Origin of the sequence: Streptomyces sp. NPDC060205 (genome assembly GCF_042728395.1) — a bacterium.
GTDB lineage: Bacteria > Actinomycetota > Actinomycetes > Streptomycetales > Streptomycetaceae > Streptomyces.
Genome location: NZ_JBHWZP010000133.1, coordinates 1 through 24,094, shown reverse-complemented (window position 1 = coordinate 24,094; position 24,094 = coordinate 1). Strand labels below are relative to the sequence as shown.

Sequence of the window (24,094 nt, the reverse complement as noted above, 5' to 3'; positions counted from 1 at the left end):
GCTCCCAGCCGGGCGCGGCGCGCCGTGCTCACGGTCGCGGTACACCGCCCCCGGGCCCCGGCTCGTGGCGCAGCCGGCTGTACCGCTGGGACATGAAGGCGTCCCCGTACGCGTTCGTCGCCCCCTTCTTCATCTTCTTCGGTGCCTTCGGGCTCATCCCGCTGCTGTACACGGCCTGGTACTCGCTGCACAACGTGCAGCTGTCCAACCTGGACCAGCAGACCTGGGTCGGCCTGGACAACTACAAGAACCTGATGTCCTCGGACTTCTTCTGGGGAGCGCTGCAGAACACCTTCACCATCGGTGTGATCTCGACCGTGCCGCAGCTGCTCATGGCGATCGGCATCGCGCATCTGCTCAACTACAAGCTGCGGGGCTCGACCCTGTGGCGGGTCGTGATGCTCACCCCGTACGCCACCTCGGTGGCGGCGGCGACCCTGGTGTTCGTCCTGCTGTACTCGTGGGACGGCGGCATGATCAACTGGCTGCTGCACTTCGTCGGGGTGGACGCGATCAACTGGCGTGAATCCACCTGGGGTTCGCAGTTCGCCGTCTCCTCGATCGTGATCTGGCGGTGGACCGGCTACAACGCGCTGATCTACCTCGCCGCGATGCAGGCGATCCCCGCCGACCTGTACGAGTCGGCGGCCCTGGACGGCGCCGGCCGCTGGCAGCAGTTCCGCCATGTGACGATCCCGATGCTGCGGCCCACCATCCTGTTCACCGTGGTCGTCTCCACGATCGGCGCGACGCAGCTGTTCGGCGAACCGCTCCTGTTCGGCGGGGTCAGCGGTTCCAAGGGCGGCTCCGAGCACCAGTACCAGACGCTCGGCCTCTACATGTACGACCAGGGCTGGATCATCGGCAACCTCGGCAAGGCGTCCGCGATCGCCTGGACGATGTTCCTGATCCTGCTGATCGTCGCCGCGGTCAACCTGCTGATCACCCGACGGCTGAGGAAGTCCCAATGACCACTAGCGAACTGACGCCTCCTCAGGCGCCGATGGACGCGGCCGAGAGGGCCGCCCGGGACGCCTCCGGACGGCGCCGGCTGATGGGCGCGGGCAAACAGATGCACGCGGGTCCCGTCACCTACGTCGTCCTGGCGGTCTTCGCCCTCGTCTCGCTGGCGCCGCTGCTGTGGACCGTGGTCGCGGCCTCGCGCACCAATCAGCGGCTCGCCGAGACCCCGCCGCCGCTGTGGATCGGCGGGAACCTCTTCAAGAACCTGCAGAGCGCGTGGGAGGAGGGGGGCCTGGGCACCGCGATGGTCAACAGCACGATCGTCGCCGGCACCATCACCGTCGGCACGGTCCTGTTCTCCACGCTCGCCGGCTTCGCCTTCGCCAAACTGCGGTTCAAGTTCTCGAACGTCCTGCTGCTGCTGACCATCGGCACGATGATGATCCCGCCGCAGCTGGCCGTCGTACCCCTGTATCTGTGGATGAGCGAGCTGGGCTGGTCCAACCAGCTGCAGACGGTCATCCTGCCGACCCTGGTCAGCGCATTCGGTACGTTCTTCATGCGGCAGTACCTGATCCAGGCGCTGCCCAGTGAGCTGATCGAGGCGGCGCGGGTCGACGGCGCGAGCAGTCTGCGCGTCGTGTGGCACGTCGTCTTCCCGGCGGCGCGGCCGGCGATGGCCGTGCTCGGACTGCTGACGTTCGTGATGGCCTGGAACGACTTCCTGTGGCCGATCATCGCGCTCAACCAGCAGAACCCCACCGTGCAGGTCGCCCTCAACTCGCTCGGTACGGGCTATGTGCCCGACCAGGCAGTGATCATGGCGGGCGCGCTGCTGGGCACGCTGCCGCTGCTCATCGCCTTCCTGCTGTTCGGCAAGCAGATCGTGGGCGGCATCATGCAGGGCGCGATCAAGGGCTGATCCGCCACGCCCCGGACCACGCCCGCACCCGCCACGCGCACCCGCACGCGCGCCCGACGGGGGCCGAGCCGCCGCCTCGCCCCCGTCCCGCACCCCGTACGCCCGGTACCTCGTGCCCCTCCGGTACCTCACACACCTGGTCTCATCACCCCGGTCTCCTACGACCCTCCTCCCATGGGAGCGCTTCCATGCCCGAGCCCGAAACGCCCGTGACTTTCCCGCCCGCCTTCCTCTGGGGCTCCGCGACCTCCGCGTACCAGATCGAGGGGGCGGTGCGGGAGGACGGCCGTACGCCCTCGATCTGGGACACCTTCAGCCATACGCCCGGCAAGACGGCGGGCGGTGAGAACGGCGACATCGCCAACGACCACTACCACCGCTACCGCGACGACGTGGCGATGATGGCGGACCTGGGTCTGACCGCGTACCGCTTCTCGGTGTCCTGGTCCCGGGTGCAGCCGACGGGCCGCGGGCCCGCCGTGCAGCGCGGCCTCGACTTCTACCGCCGCCTGGTCGACGAGCTGCTCTCGCACGGCATCAAGCCCGCGATCACCCTCTACCACTGGGACCTCCCCCAGGAGCTGGAGGACGCGGGCGGCTGGCCCGAGCGCGACACCGCGCTGCGCTTCGCCGAGTACGCGCAGATCGTCGGCGAGGCACTCGGGGACCGCGTCGAGCAGTGGATCACGCTCAACGAGCCCTGGTGCAGCGCCTTCCTCGGGTACGCGTCCGGTGTGCACGCCCCCGGCCGCACCGACCACGAGGCCTCCCTGCGGGCGGCGCACCACCTCAACCTCGCGCACGGCCTGGGCACCAAGGCCCTGCGCACCGCGATGCCCGCCCGCAACTCCATCGCGGTGAGCCTCAACTCCTCCGTGGTCAGGCCGCTCACCCAGGACCCCGCCGACCTGGCGGCGGTCCAGCGCATCGACGACCTGGCCAACGGCATCTTCCACGGCCCGATGCTGCACGGCGCGTACCCGCAGACCCTCCTCGCGGCGACGGCCTCGGTGACGGACTGGTCCTACGTGCGCGACGGCGATCTCGCCCTGATCAGGCAGCCGCTGGACGCGCTCGGCCTGAACTACTACACGCCCACGCTGGTGTCGGCCGCCCCGGCGGACGCGTCGGGACCGCGCGCGGACGGCCACGGGGCGAGCACGTCCTCCCCCTGGCCGGGCGCGGACGACGTCGCCTTCCACCAGACGCCCGGCGAGCGCACCGAGATGGGCTGGACGATCGACCCGTCGGGCCTCCAGGACCTGATCATGCGCTACACGCGGGAGGTGCCCGGCCTGCCGCTGTACATCACGGAGAACGGCGCCGCCTACGACGACAAGCCCGACCCGGACGGCCGCGTCCACGACCCGGAGCGCATCGCCTACCTGCACGGACACCTGCGCGCGGTCCGCCGCGCGATCGCCGAGGGCGCGGACGTCCGCGGCTACTACCTGTGGTCCCTGATGGACAACTTCGAGTGGGCGTACGGCTACGGCAAGCGCTTCGGCGCGGTGTACGTGGACTACGCGACCCAGGCGCGCACGCCGAAGTCGAGCGCCCTGTGGTACCGCGAGGCGGCCCGCAGCGGCGAGCTGCCGCCGGTGAGCCCGGCCGAGTGACCGCGTAGACGCCCCTCCTGGGGGAAGCGGGCGGGGACGGGGCGCGGCACACGGTGAGGGGAGTGCCGCGCCCCGCGTACGCGTGCACGCGCGCCCCGGCCGGGTGGGGGGGAAGGCCGGCCGGGGCGCGCGACCCCCGCGCGGGCATGACCTCCTGCGGGGGCGTCCGGGGGTACCGCTCAAGGGGTGTTCGCGAGCGGCTACTTGTAGGCGGCGAAGGCCTTCGAGAAGGCGTTCGCGTCCTGGAGGATCGAGCTGCAGGTGGCGTCGGCGGTGGGCTTGGTGCCGCCCGCGCAACTCTTGTCGCGGGTGGCGGACCACAGGGAGAGCCAGCCGAGCCCCTTCGACTCGGCGAAGTTCACCAGCTGGGTGGCGTCCTCGACCTTGAAGATCTCCGACGCGACGTCGTTGACGCCGATCATCGGGGTGACGGCGACCGCCTTCCAGGCGGCGGAGTCGGAGAGCCCGAGAACCCCCTTGATCTGCGCCTGGGTCGCGGTGGCCGCCTGCTCGGCGTAGGTGCCCATGTCGTCGCTGTAGGCCGGTCCGTAGTCCATCGCCATGATGTTGACCGTGTCGATGCCGACGCCGTTCGCCTTGGCGTCGGCGAGCAGGCTCACGCCGTCCTGGGTGAGGCCCTCCGGCATGACGGGCAGGGTGAACGAGACGTCCAGGTCCGGGTGCTGCGCCTGCAGCTTCGCGATCGCCTGCGCCCTGCGGGTGTTCGCCGCGGTGTTCGGCAGGGCGCCGCCCTCCACGTCGAAGTCGACCTTCGTCAGGTCGTACGCGTCCACGGCCTTGCCGTACGCCGCCGCGAGGGCGTCCGCCGACGAGCAGTTCAGCGCCAGTTCGGAGCCGGACGCGCCGCCGAACGAGACACGGACGTCACCGCCCTTGCCCCGCAGGGCGCCGATCTGCGCGGCGACCGCGTCACCGCCGAGGTCCGTCACCCCGCCCCACTTGGGGGTGCAGCCGCCGCCGTCCGTGACGAAGGCGAGGTTGTACTCCTTCACCCCGGTGGCCGCGGAGTGGGCCAGCAGGTCGAAGGCAGGGTAGAGGGAGGTGTCGACGTAGGGCGCGAAGCCGGCGCCGGCGGCCGTGCCGCTGCCGGTGGTCCCGGAGGGCGTGGGGGTGGCGGTCGGGCTCTTGGTCCCGGTGGCCGTGGCGGTCGGGGTCGCGGTGGCCTTCGTCGGTTCCGGAGACGCAGACGCGGTCGAGGTCTGCGTCGGGCGGCCGGTGGGCTCCGGTGTCGCGGCGTCGTCCACCGAGCACTTGGCGCCGTCGACGAGACAGCCGGTCGGGTCGCCCGAGCCGCGCACCACGAAGCCGACGGTCACCGACTCGCCCCGGGCGAGGCCGTCCTTGTCCCAGGACGGCGGCTTCACCGTGACGTGCCGGCCGCTCACCTTCGACTCGGCGTTCCACAGCGAGCTGAGCTCGGCGCCCGACGGCAGGTCGAACTCCAGCGTCCAGTCCGTCTTCGCACCGGCGCTGTCGTTGGCCACGACGTACTGCGCGGTGTAGCCCGTCGACCAGTCGCTGGTCTTCGTGTACGCGGCGCCGACGCCCGCCGCCTGTGCCGTACCCGAGAACATGAGCGCTCCGCCGCCGACCACGGCCGCGGCGACCACGCCGCCTATCGCCTTGTTCCTGCCACTGGCCATGCGCCGGTGCGTGCTCATCGCGTGCCTGCCTTCGCTGTACGGGACCCCGGTCTCCCGTGGACGGGACCGAGGGTGGGGGTGCGGCAGCACGCTAGCGAGCCGGAAACCGGCAAAACGCCTGATCCGGGCGAGGCTCGTGGTTCTTAGGGTGCGCTTAAGGAAGGGATCGGGGACGGTTAAAGGTCGAGACCAATCTGGGGGTCCGGCGTCGGCGCACCGAGCCCCGGTGGCCTCGCCGCTCGGGCTCGCGCCCGTCCAGCTGGATCCAGATCCTGACCTCGGTGCCGCCGAGGACGGAACGGCCGATCCGCACGTCCCCGCCGGTCGACTCCGCGAGCCGGCTCACGATGTCGAGGCCCAGTCCGGTCGAGCCGTCGGCGCCGGAGCCGCGGCCACGGGCCATCGCGGCCTGCGGGTCGGCTATCCCCGGGCCCGCGTCCGAGACGAGGACGATCACCGCGTCCTCGCCGTTGTGCACGTCGACCGCGAAGGCCGTGCCCTCGGCGGTGTGCCGGAACACGTTCCCGAGGAGCGCGTCGAGCGCGGCGACGAGATCGGCGCGGGCCACGGGTATCCGTACGGGCCGGTCGACCCCGGCCACCCGCACCTTGCGGCCCTCGTCCTCGGCGAGCGCCGACCAGAAGTCCATCCGCTCCCGGACCACCTCGGCCGCGTCGCAGCCGACGCCGACGCCGACCGCCGCGGTCTGCGGCTTGGCGTCCCGGGCCGTACGGATGATCGTGTCGACCTCGCGCTCCAGCTGGGCGACGGCGGCCCGGGTCTGCTCGGCGGCGGGCCCGTCACCGAGCGAGGCCGCGTTCAGCCGCAGCACGGTCAGCGGGGTACGCAGCCGGTGCGAGAGGTCGGCCGCCAGCTCCCGCTCGTTGGCGAGCAGTTGGACGACCTGGTCGGCCATCGAGTTGAAGGCGACCGCCGCGAGCCGCAGCTCGGTCGGCCCCTCCTCGGGCACCCGCGCGCCCAGCTTCCCCTCCCCCAGTTCGTGCGCGCTCTCCACCAGGCGCTGCGCGGGCTGCACCATCCGCACGCCGAGCCGGTCGGCCACCGCGACCGAGCCGACGATCAGCGCGACCCCGACCCCGGCGAGGACGGCCCAGGCGGTGCCCAGGCCGTTGGTGACCTCCGCCTCGGGGACGTACACCTCGACGACCGCGATCTCGCCGGAGCTGAGCGCGACGGGCTGCAACAGCGTGGATCCGCCGGGCACTTCGGTGGTGGAGGCCCGGCCCAGCCTCCGGGTCGTGGCGATGTCCTCGTCGGCGGCGCGCTGCCGCCCGATGTCGACGGCCTGCTGCTTCCCGCCGGCGCCACCGTCGGCCCCGCCGTCACCCGCGGCGCCGCTGCCGCCGCCCGCGGGTATGTGCACGGCCATGCCCGCGTCCGACGCGGCCGAGGCGACGACCTTCTCCAACTCGGCCCGGTCGGTGGTGATCGAGAGCGCGGGGGCGACGGCCGCCGCCTCCCGCTCGGCGTTCGAGAACGCGCGGTCCCGCGCCATCTCCCTGATCACCAGGCCCAGCGGGACCGCGAAGGCCACCACGACCATCGTGGTGACGGCCACGCAGACCTTCACCAGCGCCCACCTCATCGCGCCGGCTCCGTGCCCGCGGGACCGCGCAGTCCGCCCTGCCCGGGCGGCTCCAGCTTCACGCCGACCCCGCGCAGGGTGTGCAGATAGCGCGGCCGGGCCGCCGTCTCGCCCAGCTTCCGCCGCAGCCACGACAGATGCACGTCGATCGTCTGGTCGTCCCCGTAGGACTGCTGCCACACCTCGGCCAGCAGCTCCCTGCGCGCCACGACGACACCGGGCCGCCCCGCGAGGAAGGCCAGCAGGTCGAACTCGCGCCGGGTCAGATCCAGTCGTACGCCGTCCAGTTCGGCCTGGCGGCGCAGCGGGTCGATGGCGAGCCCGCCGACCCTGAGCTGGGGCGAGGGCGGTGGCTCCGAGGCCGAGGACCGGGCCCGGCGCAGGACCGCCGCCATCCTCGCCGACAGGTGCTCGACCGAGAACGGCTTGGTCAGGTAGTCGTCCGCGCCGTCGTTCAGCAGCCGGACGATCTCCGTCTCGTCGTCCCGCGCGGTCGCCACGATCACGGGCACGTCGGTGATGCCGCGCAGCATCTTCAGCGCCTCCGACCCGTCCAGGTCGGGCAGGCCGAGATCCAGGATCACGACGTCGAAACGGAAATGGGCGACCTCGCGCAACGCCTCAAGGGCCGTGCCGACACTGCGCACCGTGTGCGCGGCCTCGGTCAGATGCCGGATGAGGGCGGAGCGTACGAACTGGTCGTCCTCGACCACGAGCACACTTGCCATGGGCCGCACCGTACGCCAATCCGGCGGACCGGGTCCTGGGCCTGTGGACAACTCCCGGGCCTGTGGACACACGCGACAGCGACGGGACTCGTGGGGCAGGATGGCCCGCGATGCGCAGAGGACTCGTACACGTACTGGCTTGGTCGCTCGCCACGGGCGCGGCGGTCACGCTGTCGTGGTGGGGTGTGCACACGGTCATGACCGGGACGGCCTACGACCCGCCGCGGGCGCTGCCGATCGCGGCGGACGGCACCACGCAGGGGGCGAAACCGCTGTCGTCCTCGACGAGTCGGCCGCAGTCCCCGGCGGAGTCGGCGGCCTCGCCGTCGAAGAGCCGGTCGCCGCGTGCGAGCGGTTCGTCTTCGGCCGCGCCCTCGACTTCGTCGTCACCGGCACCGTCGCCGTCGCGTTCGAAGCCGGCGGGTGGGGCTTCGCCGAGCGCGGGGGTCTCCGGTGAGGTGAAGAGTTACGACACCGACGGGGGGCGGGCCGTCTTCGACCTCGGGAAGACGTCCGCGGCGCTGGTGTCCGCGACGCCCGCGTCCGGGTGGTCGATGCAGCTGTGGAAGACGGAGACGTGGATTCGGGTGGAGTTCTCGTCCGGGGCGGATCGGGTGTCGGTGTTCTGTACGTGGCACGACTCCGCGCCGCGGGTCGAAGTGAACACTTACTGAGGGTTCTGAGGGTTCTGAGGGTTCTGACTTCGGCTGCGGGTCCGGTGGGGGCTGGTCGCGCAGTTCCCCGCGCCCCTGAGGGGGCGCCATGGTGGGCCCCTACTTGAAAGCGGATGGTGGAGGAGCCGGGGAGGGGACTGCCTCCGCGTCCGTCACCGGGGCCGCTCCGCCGGTGAAGTCCCTCAGCGCCTTGCCGTGTTCGACTCTGGCCGGGTGGGGGTCGGAGGCCGCTCGGCGGGTCAGTTCCGCGACCGGCAGCGGCTGGTCGGAGGCGACCAGGACCGCGTTGCCGAAGCGTTTGCCGCGCAGGACCGTGGGGTCGGCGACGAGGGCGAGTTCGGGGAAGACGCCGGCCGCGGTGGCGATCTGGCCGCGCAGATGCGCCAGGGGCGGACCGTCGGCGAGGTTGGCGGCGTACAGGCCACCGGCCTTCACGACCCTGCGGACCTCGGTGAGGAACTCTCCGGATGTCAGATGCGCGGGCGTGCGCGCCCCGCTGAACACGTCCGCGACGACCAGGTCCGCCCAGCCGTCCGGGACCTTGGCGAGCCCGTCGCGCGCGTCGGCGGACCGCACGCGAATCCGGGCGTTCGGGTCCAACGGAAGTTCGCGTCGCACCAGTTGGACGAGCGCCGCGTCCCGTTCGACGACCTGCTGGGTCGAGCGGGGGCGGGTGGCGGCGACGTACCGGGCGAGGGTGAGGGCGCCACCGCCGAGGTGCACGGCGTGCACGGGTTTGCCGGGCGGGGCGACGAGGTCGATGACGTGCCCGATGCGGCGCTGGTACTCGAAACCGAGGTACGCCGGATCGTCGAGGTCGACATGCGACTGCGGAGCCCCGTCGATGAGCAGGGTCCACGCCCGCGCCCGCTCCCGATCGGGCAACAACTCGGCAAGCCCCCCGTCAACCTCGACAACAACGGCCGCACCCACCCCACGCCGACTCTTCCCCTTACCCATCCCCCCATTATCGACCAGCCCAAAAGGGGCGCGGGGAACGGCGCAATCTTTCGCTTTCAAGGGGCGCAGCCCTCATAGGGGCGCGGGGAACGGCGCAGTCCTTTGCCTTTAGGGGCGCGGGGAACTGCGCGACCAGCCACAACGCACCCGCACCCGACAACGAGACACCAAGCCCCCCAAACCCCCAGGGCCAACCTCAACGGCAGTTGTCCGCGGCCTCGATCAACCGAGCCGCCTCCCCCAACGCCGCCCGCAACACCGCAGGATCCGTCGCCAGCTCCGCCTCCCCCGGCGGCAGCAGCCAGTCCGACCCCTCGACGGGCGGCTCGGGCGGCGCCAGCCGCACCCCCCGCCCGTCGGTCCGCGTACACGTACTGCCGGGGACGTCCCACGCGGAAGCCGTACCGGGCGGCACCAGAAACCCCAGCGTGTCGCAGTTGTCGTCGTGCAGAACGGGCCCGACCGCCTCGGCGGGAGCACCCCGCCGCAGGATGTCGACGGCCTCCAGCCCCTGCCGGGCGGGCACGGTGACGAGGTCACAAGGGCCCCCGCGGCCTTCGCTCTGCCTGGTCTCCATCCTGGCCTCCACCACGGAACCCCTCCTCGATCGAGCACACCACATGGTTCAACGCTGCACAGCGTCAACGGCTACGGCGAAACTCGGCCGCAAAGGATGGCAGTTCATGGCAGATCAGGGATGAGATATCCGTTTTGTAGCCAAACCCCGCGTGGTGGCCTCGTCACAGCGGGTACGTTCGTGCCCGCCGGAACACCGGTGCGGCTCGATCGCTCACATGATCAACTCGCCCCGTTTCCGGCATGGTTCGACGGTTCGCGAGAGAGGGCCCGGCCATGGCGTCGTCACCGACGACCTCGTCGTCCCAGTCACCCCGGCCACCTCGGCCGCCACGGCCGAATCTCGCCTTCCGGCGCCTGCGCGGACAGCGCTCGCCGGGCGAGTTCGCCGCCGCCGTGCGGCGGGCGGCCCGGGAGATCGACGAACGGGTCAGCTGCGACGCGCGCTACATCGGGCGGGTCGAGGCGGGCGAGATCCGCTGTCCCAACTACGCGTACGAACGGGTTTTCCTGCACATGTTCCCCGGCCGGACACTGACCGACCTGGGGTTCGTCCCCCGTTCGGCGGTACGTGGACGGGGGGCGCGCACCGCCGAGGTGGCGCCCGCTCCACGCACCACGAGCCCACTGTCCGCCCCGCATGAGACGGACGGGGCGTACGAGCCGTATGTAACGACACACGACCCGTATACGTCGTACGACGCGCAGGAGCCGTACGACCCGCACGAGATCGCCGATCGGAACCACGAGGAGAGCGACGTGCAACGTCGCGCATTCATGAGCGGCGGTACCGCCACGGTGGCGGCCGCCTCGTTGGGCCCCTGGGGGCTCGCGTTCGGCGGCACGGCCGAGGCCGCGCCGCGATCCGTGCGCCGCGCCGGCGAAGCGGAGGCGGGGGCGCTGGAAGAGGCCGTCCGCAAGATCCGCCTGCTGGACGACCGGCACGGCGCCGACGGGCTGTACCGGAGGGCGGCGGCTCCACTGCGGGCCGCGTACGCCCTGCTGGACGCCGGTGCGGCACGGCAGGCGACCACCGACCGGCTGCACACCGGGGCCGGTGAGCTGGCCATCTCGGTCGGCTGGCTGGCGCACGACTCGGGGCGGTTCGACGACGCCCGCTCGCACTACGCGGAGGCGCTCGCGACGGCCCGGGTGGCCAGGGACCCGGCCCTGGAGGCACACGCCTTCTGCAACACGTCCTTCCTCGCCCGGGACGCGGGACGGCCCCGCGAGGCGGTGCGGGCGGCCCAGGCCGCGCAGTACGCGGCGCGCCCCCTGGGCTCGGCCCGGCTCCTGTCGCTGCTCGCGCTGCGCGAGGCGGGCGGCTGGGCGGGGCTGGCCGACCGGCGGGGCTGCGAGCAGGCGCTGACCCGGGCGCAGGCCCTGTACGGGCGGGGCCCCTGCGACGCAGATCCGGAGTGGATGAGCTTCTACGGAGACGCCGAACTGGCCGGCCTGGAGGCGCAGTGCTGGTCGACGCTCGGCGACTGGCAGCGCGCCGCCCACCAGGCCCGCCGGGCGACCCGGCTCCAGGACCCGCACTTCACCCGCAATCTCGCGCTGTACACGGCCGAACTCGCCGACGACCTGGCCCGCGCCGGGCATCCGGACGAGGCCGCCGCGGCCGGGCTGCGCGTCCTGGACCTGCTGGACGAGGTCCAGTCGTCCCGGGTGCAGACCATGCTGGCGGGGACGGCCAGGGTCCTGCTGCCGCACCGCCGCGCGTCGGGGGTGTCGGACTTCCTGGCACGGCACGGGGCCCTGCCGCGACCCGCCTAGGCCGTGCCCGGATCAGGGTGTGCCCGGGCCGGACCGGGCCGGGCTCGGCCGTGCCCGGCTACGGGATCAGGTGGCCGCAGTCGTTCCAGGTCTCGATCGCGGGCTCTCCGTAGGCCCAGCCCAGGACGGAGAGGGACGTGGGGTTGAGGCGGACACGGGCAGCGAAGCCGAGGTCCAGGCCGAGCCAGCGGGCGCCGATCGACCGCAGGATGTGGCCGTGGGCGAAGACCAGCACGTCATGCTCCCCGGCGCGGACCCGCTCGACGACCTCGTCCGCGCGCGCGGAGACCTCGGCGAGGCTCTCGCCCCCGGGCACGCCGTCCCGCCAGATCAGCCAGTCGGGGCGGTCGGCCCGGATCTCGTCGGGGGTCAGGCCCTCGTACGCGCCGTAGTCCCACTCCATGAGCGCGTCCCAGGGGGTCGCCCGGCCGCCGAAGCCGGCGATCTCGCACGTCTCACGCGCGCGTACCAGCGGGCTGGTGAGGACCTCCGCCCCGGGAAGCCCGTCCAGCGGCGCCCGGTGCAGGCGCTCGCCGAGCAGTTTCGCGCCGCGTCTGCCCTCGTCCAGGAGAGGGATGTCGGTCCTGCCGGTGTGCTTGCCGGACAGCGACCACTGCGTCTGTCCGTGGCGGGCCAACAGGATGCGCGGTGCCATGAAAGGGCCTTTCGGGGAAACTCGGGCGGGTGAACCGCGGAAGAACGAGGGATGGATCACTTCAATCATCGCGCACGCGGGTGAGAAGCAACCCGGCGGGCGATCTCCGCGTCTTTGAGCACCGGGGGCGCCACCGCGAGGGAAGCGCACAGACCGTACATTGGTCCGCGGCACTGCGCGCGGGGGAGCAGGAGGGGGAGGAATCGGATGCTGCGGACCGATGCACCAGTCAGCGAGGCGGCACCACGGACCCGCCTGCGCTGGTGGACCGAGCTGCCCCTGATCCTGCTGGTCTACGGGGCCTACTCGGCGGGACGGCTCCTCGCGCGCGGGGACGTGACCCACGCCGTCGACCACGGCCTGGCGATCCTGCGGGTGGAGAAGTTCTTCTACCTGAACGCCGAGCACCCGCTGAACCGCCTGTTCACGCGTGAACCCTGGCTCGGCATCCCGGCGGACTTCTGGTACGCGTCACTGCACTACATGGTGACGCCCGCCGTCCTGGTCTGGCTGTTCCGCTCCCGCGCGGTGCGCTACCGGGCCGCCCGGACCTGGTTGATGACGTCCACGTTCATGGGCCTGATCGGTTTCACCCTGCTGCCGACCTGCCCGCCCCGGCTGCTGTCGGCGAGCCACGGATTCGTCGACACGATGGCCCAGTACAGCGACTACGGCTGGTGGGGCGGCGAGGCGAGCGCGCCCCGCGGACTCGGCGGCATGACGAACCAGTACGCGGCGATGCCGAGCCTGCACTGCGGCTGGGCCCTGTGGTGCGGCGTGATGCTCTGGATGTACGGCGGCACGCGGCTCACCAAGATCGCGGGCGTCCTGTACCCGCTGATCACGACGATCGTGGTGATGGGCACCGCCAACCACTACTTCCTGGACGCCGTCGCGGGCTTCGCCGTCATGGGCGCCGGATTCCTGCTCACCCGGCCGGTGCTGCGGCTCGCGGACACGTTCCGGGCACGGTTCGGGATCCGTCCCTTCGCACCGGGCCTCGGGGGTCCCCCGGCCGCCACACCGGTCACCCCGCACGACACGGGTTCCTCGATTGTCAGTGCAGGGTGCCAGACTTCGCCGGGTGAGCGACTTCCCCGACAACGCAAGGTCCCAGCCACCCCGGGTGCCGCAGAGCCGGGAGCCGAACCGGCAGTCAGTCCCGTCGACTCGGGGGACGAGACTCCGGCAGCGGCTCGCTGAGCTGCGCGGCCCGGCCGTCCCGCCGCAGCCGCTGGACGCGCGCGCCCTCGCGGCGCTCGCGGCCAATCCCGGGTGCCGCCGGCGCGCGATCCTCGACGGCGCGGGCGTGAACAAGACGGCGCTGGCGAGCGCGCTCGGCTCGCCGTCGGCCTTCGGGCAGTCGCAGTTCGCGTTCATGCGGGGCAACGCCTTCGAGGCGCGGGTCAAGGCCGACGGAGGCGCGGAGCTGCTGCGGCTCGTGCACGAGAAGCTGGACGCGGGGGCCGAACCGCCCGCCGGCGGCGCGGTGCCCGACCTCGGCGCCAGCGGTCCCGAAGGGCGCACGGCCCGTACGGCGCTGGCGTTGCGCGAGGCCACCGCGGCGGGCGGCTGGACACTGCTCGACCACCCGCTGTTCGCCCTGGAGGTGGCGGGCTCCCCCGCCTTCCTGGAGCCGGACGCGGTGGTCGTGCACCCCGACGGCGGCTGGACGGTCGTCGAGATCAAGTCCTTCCCGATGCTGGACGGTTCGGCGGACCCGGCCAAGGTGGGCGCGGCGGCCCGCCAGTCCGCGGTGTACGTGCTGGCGCTTGAGCAGGTCGCGGCCCGGCTCGACCCCGCGCCCGAGGTCCACCACACGGTGCTGCTGGTCTGCCCGAAGGACTTCTCCAACCTGCCCACCGCGTCGGCCGTGGACGTCCGCAAGCAGTGCTCGGTGACCCGCCGCCAGCTGGACCGCCTCACGCGCGTCGAGGACATCGCCGACGCGCTCCCCGAGGGCACCTGCTTCTCCCCCGACCTGCCCGCCGCCGAACTGACGGCCGCGGTGGAGTCGGTCCCGGCGACCTACGCCCCCGAGTGCCTGGCCGCCTGCGAACTGGCCTTCCACTGCCGTGCCCGCTCCCGCGCCGAGGGCGCGGTCACCGCCCTGGGCCGCTCCCTACGAGCGGAACTGGGCTCCCTGACCACGGTCACCGACGTCCTCTCAGCGGCCCACGGCCACACGGGAGACCCGAAGGACCCCACGGTCGAAACCCTCCGCAGAGCGGCAGCCCTCCGCGCAGAGGCCCTGGGCGGGCCCCAAAGGGGCGCGGGGAACTGCGCGACCAGCCACGACGGCGCGGCACCCGACAACGAACTCCAGGGGTCGAAATGACCCTGATCACCACCCTCGCAAGGCTGGAAGCCGTACACACCGGCCGCGCCCAACCCCTCACCACCGTCCGCCACCGCCACCTCACCGACCACCCCCTGGTCCTCGTCCCGCTCACCACCGCGGGAGAGGCCGGCGCCCCGCTCGGCGCACTGGTCGGCACGGACCGCGACGAACCACGCCTCCTCGTCGTACCGCAGCCCCGCGACCGTGACCTCCGCTTCGCGTTCCTCACCGAGCTCGCGGACATCGTCCTGCCGTACATCGACGCCTACGCGGACGACGTCGAGGCAGCCGAGCGCAACGAGACCGACCCGGAGACCGGCAAACGGGTCAAGGTCGAGGTCGAACTGTGCGCGGACGCACCGCAGTTGATCGTCCCGGGCCGGGCCGGCATCGAGCTCGTACGGCTGCTGGGGCGTTCCATGCGGTTCCGGCGCACCGCCGAGCAGGACCCGGAGACGCCCTATCCCGCACCGCCGCGCGTGCCACTGCTCGGGCGGTGGCTCACGCACTACGGGGAGCGGGCGCGGGTGCCGGGTTCGTCGCTCCTGACGGCTCTCACCGACGCCCTGTCCCGGCACTGGGCCACCGGCCAGTCCTCCCTGGAGGACCAGCATCTCGGCGCGCTGCTCGCCTGGATCGACCCGCCGCAGGGCGAGTCCGGCGCCGAGGCGGCGCTGCGCGCCGAGCTGGAGCGGGACGCCCAGGGCCAGCTCGTCTGCCCGCCCGCGGGACCGGCCACCGACCCTGCCTTCGACAACAAGCTGCTCGCCCCCGCCATCGAGCGCTACGACCGCGCGCGGACGGCGTTCGCCGCCGCCGAGGACGGTGTCGAGGCGGACGACCGGCTCGGTGAACTGACCGCCGCCGAGCAGCGGATCCACGAGCTGGTGGCGAGCCGCACCCGCCCCACCTGGGACGCGGTGTGGCACGGCCTCGACCTGCTGCGGACCCTGCCCGAAGGTCCGCGCGCGGCCGACCGGTGGACCCGCGACCGCTGGTCGTTCACCGGCCACCGGGACCGGGTCCTCGCCGGCGAGCCGCCGCAGCCGCGCCGCGACGACGCGGTCACGGCGGCGAACAAGCTCGCCACGCGTGAACGCGAACAGGCCCGGCTGGAGGCCCAGGAGGCCCTGGACGACCCGCTGGTCATGGCCGGGCGCCGGCTCGGGGGTGAGGCCTTCGCGGGTGAGGTCGTCGATGTCGTGATGGCGTACAGCGAGGGGAAACGGGCCGCCCCGCGCCCCCTGGTGACCGTCCGGACGGACGACCGGCCGCATCTCGGCGAGCGGGCGAAGGTCTACCGCTCGCTCGGCGGAAAGCCGCAGTCGGCGGAGTTCGTGGGCTACGAGCAGGACGGCTCAGGCGGCGCTGCCGAACCCGGATCCGAGCCCGAGCCCGGGTCCGGATCCGGCGGCACCCTCGTCGTGCTGCGCATCCTCGACAAGATGGGCCGCGGCAAGGAACCCGAGCCCGGATCCGTACCGGAGAAGGGCGAACCGCTCTGCTTCACGCTCTTCGAGCACGAGCAGCGGGGCGGCGCGAAGCTGCCCGAGCCGGAGGACACGCCGTGGACGCACGGCGGGCCGCCCGGAGAGACCGAAGCCGCCCCGCAGCCCGACGCCGTGACCCCGGAGGACGTCCTGTGACCACCGTGTTCGACCCGGGGGCCGAGGCCGCCCGCGCCACCGACGCGATCCTGCGCGACACCCTGCACGGGGCGCACCGCGGGGTCGTGGTCGACTCGCCGCCCGGCGCGGGCAAGTCCACCCTCGTCGTGCGGGCCGCGCTGGAACTGGCCGAGGCCGGGCGCCCGTTGATGGTGATCGCCCAGACGAACGCCCAGGTGGACGACCTGGTGCTGCGGCTCGCCGAGAAGAACCCGGAGCTGCCGGTCGGCCGGCTGCACAGCAGCGACTCCGACCCGTACGACAAGGCGCTCGACGACCTGCCGAACGTACGCAAGTCCGCGAAGGCGGGTGACCTCGCCGGGCTCGACGTGGTGATCTCGACGGCCGCGAAGTGGGCGCATGTCAAAGGGGTCGAGCCGTGGCGGCACGCGATCGTCGACGAGGCGTACCAGATGCGCTCGGACGCGCTGCTGGCCGTGGCGGGGCTGTTCGAGCGGGCGCTGTTCGTGGGTGACCCGGGCCAGCTGGACCCGTTCGCGATCGTCGGCTCGGAGCAGTGGGCGGGCCTGTCGTACGACCCCTCCGCGTCGGCCGTGACGACGCTGCTCGCGCACAATCCGGAGCTGCCGCAGCACCGGTTGCCGGTCTCGTGGCGGCTCCCTGCCTCCGCGGCGCCGCTGGTGTCGGCCGCGTTCTACCCCTTCACCCCGTTCCGCAGCGGCACGGGCCACGGCGACCGGCGGCTCGCCTTCGCGGTGCCGTCGGACGGTTCGGGCCCCGACCGCGTCATCGACGAGGCGGCCGAGTCGGGCTGGGGCCTGCTGGAGCTGCCCGCCCGGCACACCCCGCGTACGGACCCGGAGGCGGTCCATGCCCTCGCCCTGGTCGTACGCCGGCTGCTGGACCGGGGCGGCGCGGCGACCTCGGAGCGGTCGACCGACGCGGCCCCGCTGACCGCCGACCGCATCGCCGTCGGCACCGCCCACCGCGACCAGGCCGCGGCCGTCCGGGCGGCGCTGGCCGAACTGGGCGTCCCCGAGGTGACGGTCGACACGGCGAACCGGCTGCAGGGCCGCGAGTTCGACGTGACCGTCGTCCTGCACCCGCTGTCGGGGCGGCCCGACGCGACGGCCTTCCATCTGGAGACGGGCCGCCTGTGCGTGCTGGCCTCGCGCCACCGGCACGCCTGCATCGTCGTGTGCCGCGCCGGTGTCACCGACCTCCTGGACGACCACCCCTCCACGGAGCCGGTGCAGCTGGGCGTCACGGTGAAGTTCCCGGACGGCTGGGAGGCGAACCACGCGGTGTTCTCCCATCTGTCCGAACACCGGGTGGTGTGGGAGTCGTAAGGGAGCGCGTGAGTGCGCGCGGGGGTGTTCGGGGGTTCGGGGGCGTGCGTCGGGGCCGGTGGCCCTCTTGCGCGGTCAAGGGACAATGGACGGTGGCCCGCCCACACGGACGGGCCGACCGCTGTACGAGGAGGAGAAGTCATGGCGGAGCCCACGCCGCGTCGGAACGAGCCGCGGCTTCGCCCCGCGCCGCTGCTCTTCGAGCCGGCGGAGGCGGCGACCGATCCGGAGCATTTCTTCGACCTGGAGTCGATAGACGATCCGCTGGCGTTGCTGGCGCGCTCCACGGAGTTGGCGCTCGCGTTCCGGGCGGCGACGGATCGGGCCGTGGAGTTCCAGGCGATGGCCGCGGCGCAGCTCGCGGATCCTCGGCGGTTCGATCGGCTCACCCCGGCGGAGGTCGCTGCGCGGGCTGAGTGGACCGAGGACTATGCGGTGAAGATGGTGGAGTTCGGGCGGGAGTTGTTGCGGGGGGCTGACGCGGAGGGGTATGCGGATCCGGTGTGATCGCCCTCCCGGGCGGGGGTTGGTCGGCGGGTGCGGGTCCGGTGGGGGCTGGTCGCGCCGTTCCCCGCGCCCCTTGGGGGCTGCGCCCCCTGAAGACAAAAGATTGCGCCGTTCCCCGCGCCCCTGAAAGCCAAAGACTGCGCCGTTCCCCGCGCCCCTGAGGGGCGGCTTGGCATATGCCAGGTGGGCAAGATACTCCACCCTGTCCTCTCCTGTCCTGGGTTCCGGCAACCCTGCGGAAGGGGGCGATCACGGCGGGTAGACCTGGATGGTATGAGCATCGATGGGAACTACGGCGGGGTCGGGGTCACCGGGGTCACGCAGGAGGGCGCCGCCTGGCTCGCCTCGGCAGGAACGTATCCGCGCAGTACGCGCGTCCTCTGGGAGGACCGGCCCACCGCCCCGGTCGTCCTCGCCTGCGGATCAGTCTTCGACGTCGTCAACGCCCCCGCCCTGTTCGGCCGCCTCATGCTCGACGGGCTGTGGGACGAGGGGCCGGGCTCCGGCCCCGTGGCCGCCCACCGGGGCCGGATGCTGCTGTTCGCCGCCCCCGGCACGGCGCAGCGCCTGCCCTCGCTGCTGGAGTGGGAGGAGTGGGGATCGGGCGGTGCCTCGGAGCGGGGCCGGGCCATCCCGCCGCTCCTGTGCCACGGCACCGGTGACGCGGTGACCGTCCCCGCCCCGGTCCCCTGCGCGCCGCCGGAGCCGGCCGCCGCGGGCCGTCTCGGCTCCCGCTGGCTGGTCGCCCCCGACACCCGCACCCCCTGGCTGCCGGGGCCGGAGATCATGCTGTGGGCGGCACTGCGGGCGGCCCGGTCAGCGGCCCGGCGGCGGCTCTCGGAGCCCTTCCCCGCTGCGCCGATATCGATTTTTCCTCCCGCCGATCAGGATGCTAAGGTCTACGACGTCAGCAGGCGCCGCTAGCTCAGTTGGTTAGAGCAGCTGACTCTTAATCAGCGGGTCCGGGGTTCGAGTCCCTGGCGGCGCACAGACGGTGAGAAGCCCCTCGCGGAAGCGGGGGGCTTTTCGCATGCCCGGGCCCTCTGGGTGGTGTCTAGGAACGGTCCCGGCCGGTCGAGATCGTCACCGTCCACGCGCCCGACGCCGTCCGGTCCGACACCTCGACCCGGACGTCCTCCCCGGGCACGGTGAAGCTCTCGCCGAGGCCGACCGGCGCGTCCGCGAGGGGGGCGTACACCGAGTCGTCCCAGCAGGTCCCGGACCCGGGGTGCGCGTCGACCACCTCGATCGGGCCGCGGCCGGACTCCGCCCCGCCGCGCACGCGGTAGACGAGCACACCCTGTGAGCAGGCCTCCTCATCGTTGCCTGCCGGCCCCCGCACCTCGAAAGCGAGGACGCTGTCGCGGGCGGTGCGCACCACCGCGAGCTTCGTGCCGCCCGCGCTCCCGGACCCCGCCCACCCCGGCCCGGACGCCGTCTCGGATCCCGGCGCGCCCATCGCGGTGCCGCCCGCCGCGGCCACGGCGGACCCCGCCGCCAGCGGCTCCAGCGTCAGTCGCGCACCCCGTCCGCCCGCGTCCCGTACGCACGTCACCTGACGCGGTTCCAGCCACCCGAGTTTCCATTTGTGCCAGCCGAAGAGGTCGGGGGCGAGTCCGAACTGGCTGCCCATGAGGTCCCAGTCGCCGACGTACGTGTCCCAGTCGCCCTTGCCGTCGACGGGCCGGTGGTAGAGGTCGGGCAGATCGAAGACGTGGCCGGTCTCGTGGGCGAGGACCAGCCGGTCCGGCGGATGCTTCTCGAACACCGTGACGACCCGGCGGATGTCCGTCCCGTCGGCCCGCAGCGGGACGTCCATGTTCACCACCTTCGTGGCGTCCGAGTCGACCCCGGGGGCGTCGGGATCGGCGACGAAGTAGACGACGTCGTAACGGGAGAAGTCGACCTGGCTGTCGGCCGCCGCGAGGGCGTCCCGCAGATACGCGGAGCGCGACGCCGCGTTCCAGTCGCGCTGTATGGCGTACGCGGTCGACGGCCGCGGCATCCGGATCCAGTCGCGCAGCGGGTGCGGTCGCAGCTGGAACTTTCCGTACGAGGCCCGTTCGAAGAAGCGGCTGGTGGCGGGGAAGTAGTCGGCCGTCAGTTCGGCGGGCCCGGTCAGGGGCGTGGCGTCGGGGAAGGAGAGGAAGACCATCACCGCGTCCAGGCGGCGGGCGGGCCGCGGGTAGGCGGCGTTCCAGGTGTCCACGCCCTCGGAGTGGTGGGCCGCGGTGCGCTTCAGCGCGCACGGCACGGAGAGCGGCACGGCGGCCGTGGGGACCGCCAGGGAGGTGGCCGCGAGCGCCGCCATGGAGGTGAACACGGCCGCGGGCATCCGCCATCCGTGACCGGTCCGCACCTGCCCGTACCAACGGGGTCGGACCCCGCCACGGGTGAGCCCCTTGAGGGGGAGCAGACGCGGCACGTCGACCTCCGGATGCGGAATTCGGGATACCGCAACCAGCCTGTGATGATTTGTTCTCCTACGTCCTGTTTATCTGATCCAAAGGAGTGAGCGGGCCGACATCCGACCGAGAACATCGGGGAGCACCAGGGGGGCGCCAGGACACGCCGACACCCCGAGCACTCACGGAACGTCACAAGTGATCGGCCGATGAAGGAACCTGTCCAGGTGCGGGCAGAAACGATCTGTCAGAAAGGGGTGCCCTTCCGGGACACTGGACGGTAGCTGGAAGGCCTAACGGCCAGCCTCTATGATCGGCACACTTTCCTGCGCGGACACGGCTGGAGCGGCCGTCCACCACCGGCCGACCCCCGACGAGACCTGTACGACGAACGAGTGCACAGCGGGAGCGAACGGTGAGCGGAACGTCCGATGGACCGGCGCCCACGGCAGACCTCGTGCGGTCGGCCGTCACAGAGAGTCATGTCACGAGCTCTCTTCGTGCCGGGACCCTTTCCCCCGAGGAGCGGGCCCGACGTGTCGAGCCCCTGGTAGAGCCCCTGATCGACAGTCCTGTCGATCTGTCGGCCGGGCTTCCGGTCGGCCTCTCGTCCAAGTTCCCGGTCGGTCTGGCCGCGGGACTTCCGGCGCGGCTGTCGGCCGCCGCCCCGGCCGGACCCCCCTCGCCCCCGGAGAGCGGGTCCGGGGCCGGTTCGGACGTCGACGGCCGTACGTTTCGAGCCACCTTCGCCGCCGCGCCCCTCGCGATGGCCGTCGTGGACCGCGAGGGCCGGGTCGTCACGGCCAACGACACACTGGCCGCGCTGCTCGGCACGGGCTCCGCCGGGGACAGCCTGGTCGGCCGCATCGCCGCCGACCTGGTCGACCTCGCCTCGGACGCCCGGACGTGGCACGCGTACCGCGAGGTGCTCCGCGGCCGGCAGGCCCGGCTGCGCTGCACCCGGCGCCTCAAGCACCCCGACGGCCACTCGCTCTGGGCGCAGGTGACGGTCAGTCCGCTGCCCGAGGAGGAGCGGGCGGTGCTGATCTCGGTCTCCGACATCAGTGGCCGCCGGGAGCTCCAGGCGCGGCTGCGGCATCTGCAGATGCACGATCCGGTGACCCGGCTGCCCAACCGCACCCTGTTCTTCGAGCGTCTGTCGGCCGCGCTGGAGGCCGAGGCGTACGAGGAGTCCGGCACCGGCCGGATCGGGCTGTGCTATCTGGACCTGGACGGATTCAAGGCCGTCAACGACACGCTCGGCCACCGCGTCGGGGACAGGCTGCTGGCGGCCGTCGCCGAACGGCTGACCCGCTGCGCGAACGAGGCCGGGTACGCGAGAACGGCCACCCCGCTGGTCGCCCGGCTCGGCGGCGACGAGTTCGCGCTGCTGGTCGAGGACTCAACGGGTACGGAACAGCTCGCGGACCTGGCCGATTCCGTGCTCAAGTCCTTGCAGGTGCCCTTCGACCTGTCCGGGCAGCGGCTGTCGGTCTCGGCCTCGATCGGTGTCGTGGAGCGGCACGCGGCCGGCACCACCGCGACCGGGCTGATGCAGGCCGCCGACACCACGCTGTACTGGGCGAAGGCCGACGGCAAGGCCCGCTGGACGCTCTTCGACCCGGAGCGCAACGCCCACCGCATGACCCGTCAGGCGCTCTCCTCCACCCTGCGTCCCGCGGTCGAGCGCGGGGAGTTCGCCCTGGAGTACCAGCCGCTGGTGTGCATGGAGGACGGCGTGGTGCGCGGCGTCGAGGCGCTGGTGCGATGGAACCATCCTCAGTTCGGCACACTGACGCCGAATCGGTTCATCGGACTGGCCGAGGAGGACGGGTCGATCGTGCAGCTGGGCCGCTGGGTGCTGGCCACCGCCTGCCGGCAGGCCCGCCGCTGGCAGCTGGAGCACCCGGACGCGCAGCCGATCTTCGTCAGCGTCAACGTGGCGGTGCGGCAGGTCTGGGACTCCGACCTGGTGTCCGACGTGGCGGCGATCCTCGCGGAGACCGGGCTCGCCCCGCACCTGCTCCAGCTGGAACTCACCGAGTCCGCCGTGATGGGCTCCGCCGGCCGGCCCCTCCAGGCTCTCCAGGCGCTCAGCGACATGGGCGTGGGCATCGCCATCGACGACTTCGGCACGGGGTACTCGAACCTCGCCTACCTCAGCAGGCTGCCCGTCTCGGTGCTGAAGCTCGACGGGTCGTTCGTCCGGGGCTTCCAGTACGAGAGCGGGGAGTACGAGGGCGCCGACGGCACCGGGACGCCGCCCAACCCCGCCGACGAGGTCGTCGTCGAGGCGATGATCCAGCTGGCGCACCGGCTCGGCCTCACCGTCACCGCCGAGTGCGTGGAGACGGCGGGCCAGGCGACCCGCCTGCGGCGCATCGGCTGCGACACCGGCCAGGGCTGGCTGTACTCCCGGCCGGTGGCGCCGGATCGTATCTCCGCGCTCCTGTCGGCGGCGGCCGTCCGGTAGAGCGCGGGCGGAACCACGGGGCCTACGCGGGCAGCCCGTACGCGTCCGCGATGAGTTCGTACGAGCGCAGGCGTACGGCGCCGCTGTGGGCGTTGGCGGTGAGCATCAGCTCGTCGGCGCCCGTGCGCTTCTGCAGGTCGTCCAGGCCCGAGCGGACCTCGTCGGCCGTGCCGTGGACGACGTTCGCGTTCCAGGAGTCGACGAACTCCCGCTCCATCGGACTGAAGTCGTAGGCCGCCGCCTCCTCCGGAGTGGGGACCAGGCCGGGACGGCCCGTGCGCAGGCGGACCATGTTCAGCGCGGCGGCCTCCACCTGCCGGCGGGCCTCCTTCTCGTCGTCCGTCGCGAGCGCGGAGACACCGATGAGGGCGTAGGGCTCGTCGAGGACGGCCGACGGCCGGAAGGACTCCCGGTAGAGGTCGAGCGCCGGGACGGTGTTCTGCGCCGAGAAGTGGTGCGCGAAGGCGAAGGGCAGGCCCAGGGTGCCGGCGAGGCGGGCGCTGAAACCGGAGGAGCCGAGCAGCCACACGGGCGGCCGGTGCGGGGACTGGACACCGCCGGGCGAGGTCGCCTGGACCGGGCCCGGGACCGCGTGGATACGGGCGTACGGGTGGCCGTCCGGGAAGTCGTCGTCCAGGAACCGGGTCAGTTCCGCGAGCTGCTGGGGGAAATCGTCGGCGCCCTCGTTCAGCCGGTCCGAGCGGCGCAGGGCCGCGGCCGTGGCACCGTCCGTGCCCGGGGCCCGGCCCAGGCCCAGGTCGATACGGCCCGGGGCCATCGCTTCGAGCGTGCCGAACTGCTCCGCGATGACCAGGGGGGCGTGGTTCGGCAGCATCACGCCGCCGGAGCCGAGGCGGATGCGGGTCGTGTGGGCCGCGAGGTGGGCGAGGATCACGGCCGGTGAGCTGGAGGCCACGCCCGGCATGGAGTGGTGCTCGGCCACCCAGTAGCGGTGGAAGCCGCGGGTCTCCGCGAGGCGGGACAGCTCGACCGCTGTCCGCAGGGACTCGGTCGCGGTGTGGCCTGCGCCGACTGTGACCAGGTCCAGGACGGAGAGGGGGGTGGGGGCGGTGCCCTTCGCTTCCGCTCGGATGTCGCCGGTCTCGGGTGCCGCCACGGTGGTTCCTCCTGTTTGTCGCTCGCGATGTCCGCGATTCCCTAACAGGAGGTTGTCTCCGCTTATTCCCTCGCCCCCGCCGCCCCTACCCTTCCCGTCACTGACTCGGGGGGGGGGGGCCCCCCCCC

Annotated in this window: 20 protein-coding genes and 1 tRNA gene; 13 read left to right on the top strand and 8 right to left on the bottom strand. The window is 72.6% G+C overall.

Annotated features, from left to right (window positions below; translation table 11 throughout):
• The 3 genes from ACFWGJ_RS23230 to ACFWGJ_RS23220 form a co-directional block, all read left to right on the top strand.
• A partial coding sequence (locus tag ACFWGJ_RS23230; protein WP_387327598.1) for a carbohydrate ABC transporter permease occupies nucleotides 1-971 on the top strand: 971 nt, incomplete at its 5' end.
• Nucleotides 968-1,885: a carbohydrate ABC transporter permease gene (locus ACFWGJ_RS23225; protein ID WP_387327596.1), complete on the top strand. Its 918-nt coding sequence runs from the start codon at nucleotides 968-970 to the stop codon at nucleotides 1,883-1,885. The genes ACFWGJ_RS23230 and ACFWGJ_RS23225, both read left to right, overlap by 4 nt.
• A gap of 188 nt (nucleotides 1,886-2,073) precedes the next feature.
• Nucleotides 2,074-3,504: a GH1 family beta-glucosidase gene (locus tag ACFWGJ_RS23220; RefSeq protein WP_387327593.1), complete on the top strand. Its 1,431-nt coding sequence runs from the start codon at nucleotides 2,074-2,076 to the stop codon at nucleotides 3,502-3,504.
• Between the two features lie 200 nt (nucleotides 3,505-3,704).
• Here the strand turns inward: ACFWGJ_RS23220 and ACFWGJ_RS23215 are convergent, their stop codons facing one another.
• The 3 genes from ACFWGJ_RS23215 to ACFWGJ_RS23205 form a co-directional block, all read right to left on the bottom strand.
• Nucleotides 3,705-5,186 carry a cellulose binding domain-containing protein gene (locus tag ACFWGJ_RS23215; RefSeq protein WP_387327590.1) on the bottom strand — a complete coding sequence of 494 codons (1,482 nt, stop codon included), beginning with the start codon at nucleotides 5,184-5,186 and terminating at the stop codon, nucleotides 3,705-3,707.
• Between the two features lie 136 nt (nucleotides 5,187-5,322).
• On the bottom strand, nucleotides 5,323-6,774 hold the full coding sequence (locus ACFWGJ_RS23210) for a sensor histidine kinase (protein ID WP_387327587.1): 1,452 nt from the start codon (nucleotides 6,772-6,774) through the stop codon (nucleotides 5,323-5,325).
• Nucleotides 6,771-7,502, bottom strand: a complete 732-nt coding sequence (locus ACFWGJ_RS23205) for a response regulator transcription factor (RefSeq protein WP_387327584.1) — start codon at nucleotides 7,500-7,502, stop codon at nucleotides 6,771-6,773. The genes ACFWGJ_RS23210 and ACFWGJ_RS23205 overlap by 4 nt, the downstream gene beginning before the upstream one ends.
• Nucleotides 7,503-7,612: 110 nt before the next feature.
• Here ACFWGJ_RS23205 and ACFWGJ_RS23200 point away from each other — a divergent pair, with 110 nt between their 5' ends.
• Nucleotides 7,613-8,176 carry a hypothetical protein gene (locus tag ACFWGJ_RS23200; RefSeq protein WP_387327582.1) on the top strand — a complete coding sequence of 188 codons (564 nt, stop codon included), beginning with the start codon at nucleotides 7,613-7,615 and terminating at the stop codon, nucleotides 8,174-8,176.
• A gap of 99 nt (nucleotides 8,177-8,275) precedes the next feature.
• On the opposite strand, the gene ACFWGJ_RS23195 is transcribed toward ACFWGJ_RS23200, so the two are convergent.
• Nucleotides 8,276-9,136, bottom strand: a complete 861-nt coding sequence (locus tag ACFWGJ_RS23195; protein ID WP_387327580.1) for a spermidine synthase — start codon at nucleotides 9,134-9,136, stop codon at nucleotides 8,276-8,278.
• Nucleotides 9,137-9,332: 196 nt separating this feature from the next.
• Entirely contained in the window at nucleotides 9,333-9,713 is a 381-nt protein-coding gene (locus ACFWGJ_RS23190; RefSeq protein ID WP_387327601.1) for a hypothetical protein, read from the bottom strand.
• Between the two features lie 275 nt (nucleotides 9,714-9,988).
• Here ACFWGJ_RS23190 and ACFWGJ_RS23185 point away from each other — a divergent pair, with 275 nt between their 5' ends.
• Nucleotides 9,989-11,491, top strand: a complete 1,503-nt coding sequence (locus ACFWGJ_RS23185; RefSeq protein WP_387327577.1) for a hypothetical protein — start codon at nucleotides 9,989-9,991, stop codon at nucleotides 11,489-11,491.
• Between the two features lie 58 nt (nucleotides 11,492-11,549).
• Here ACFWGJ_RS23185 and ACFWGJ_RS23180 read toward each other — a convergent pair whose 3' ends face one another.
• Nucleotides 11,550-12,146, bottom strand: coding sequence for a histidine phosphatase family protein (locus tag ACFWGJ_RS23180; RefSeq protein ID WP_387327575.1), 597 nt, complete (start codon nucleotides 12,144-12,146; stop codon nucleotides 11,550-11,552).
• Nucleotides 12,147-12,353: 207 nt separating this feature from the next.
• Here ACFWGJ_RS23180 and ACFWGJ_RS23175 point away from each other — a divergent pair, with 207 nt between their 5' ends.
• The 7 genes from ACFWGJ_RS23175 to ACFWGJ_RS23145 all read left to right on the top strand — a co-directional run bounded on the left by ACFWGJ_RS23175 (nucleotide 12,354) and on the right by ACFWGJ_RS23145 (nucleotide 18,959).
• Nucleotides 12,354-13,349 carry a phosphatase PAP2 family protein gene (locus tag ACFWGJ_RS23175; RefSeq protein WP_387327574.1) on the top strand — a complete coding sequence of 332 codons (996 nt, stop codon included), beginning with the start codon at nucleotides 12,354-12,356 and terminating at the stop codon, nucleotides 13,347-13,349.
• Nucleotides 13,273-14,484, top strand: a complete 1,212-nt coding sequence (locus ACFWGJ_RS23170) for a hypothetical protein (protein WP_387327571.1) — start codon at nucleotides 13,273-13,275, stop codon at nucleotides 14,482-14,484. Before ACFWGJ_RS23175 ends, ACFWGJ_RS23170 begins: the two co-directional genes overlap by 77 nt.
• Nucleotides 14,481-16,133, top strand: coding sequence for a hypothetical protein (locus ACFWGJ_RS23165; protein WP_387327569.1), 1,653 nt, complete (start codon nucleotides 14,481-14,483; stop codon nucleotides 16,131-16,133). Before ACFWGJ_RS23170 ends, ACFWGJ_RS23165 begins: the two co-directional genes overlap by 4 nt.
• On the top strand, nucleotides 16,130-17,464 hold the full coding sequence (locus ACFWGJ_RS23160; RefSeq protein ID WP_387327566.1) for an AAA domain-containing protein: 1,335 nt from the start codon (nucleotides 16,130-16,132) through the stop codon (nucleotides 17,462-17,464). Before ACFWGJ_RS23165 ends, ACFWGJ_RS23160 begins: the two co-directional genes overlap by 4 nt.
• A gap of 141 nt (nucleotides 17,465-17,605) precedes the next feature.
• Nucleotides 17,606-17,971 carry a hypothetical protein gene (locus tag ACFWGJ_RS23155; protein WP_210882345.1) on the top strand — a complete coding sequence of 122 codons (366 nt, stop codon included), beginning with the start codon at nucleotides 17,606-17,608 and terminating at the stop codon, nucleotides 17,969-17,971.
• Between the two features lie 273 nt (nucleotides 17,972-18,244).
• Entirely contained in the window at nucleotides 18,245-18,895 is a 651-nt protein-coding gene (locus ACFWGJ_RS23150) for a bifunctional DNA primase/polymerase (RefSeq protein ID WP_387327563.1), read from the top strand.
• Nucleotides 18,886-18,959 (top strand) — tRNA-Lys (locus ACFWGJ_RS23145). Before ACFWGJ_RS23150 ends, ACFWGJ_RS23145 begins: the two co-directional genes overlap by 10 nt.
• A gap of 66 nt (nucleotides 18,960-19,025) precedes the next feature.
• Here the strand turns inward: ACFWGJ_RS23145 and ACFWGJ_RS23140 are convergent.
• A complete protein-coding gene (locus ACFWGJ_RS23140) occupies nucleotides 19,026-20,306 on the bottom strand; it encodes a M6 family metalloprotease domain-containing protein (protein WP_387327560.1) in 1,281 nt (426 codons plus the stop codon).
• 485 nt (nucleotides 20,307-20,791) lie between these two features.
• Here ACFWGJ_RS23140 and ACFWGJ_RS23135 point away from each other — a divergent pair, with 485 nt between their 5' ends.
• Nucleotides 20,792-22,849, top strand: a complete 2,058-nt coding sequence (locus tag ACFWGJ_RS23135) for a putative bifunctional diguanylate cyclase/phosphodiesterase (protein WP_387327557.1) — start codon at nucleotides 20,792-20,794, stop codon at nucleotides 22,847-22,849.
• A 22-nt stretch (nucleotides 22,850-22,871) separates the two neighbouring features.
• Here ACFWGJ_RS23135 and ACFWGJ_RS23130 read toward each other — a convergent pair whose 3' ends face one another.
• Nucleotides 22,872-23,966, bottom strand: a complete 1,095-nt coding sequence (locus ACFWGJ_RS23130; RefSeq protein WP_387327554.1) for an LLM class flavin-dependent oxidoreductase — start codon at nucleotides 23,964-23,966, stop codon at nucleotides 22,872-22,874.
• Nucleotides 23,967-24,094 lie beyond the last annotated feature (128 nt).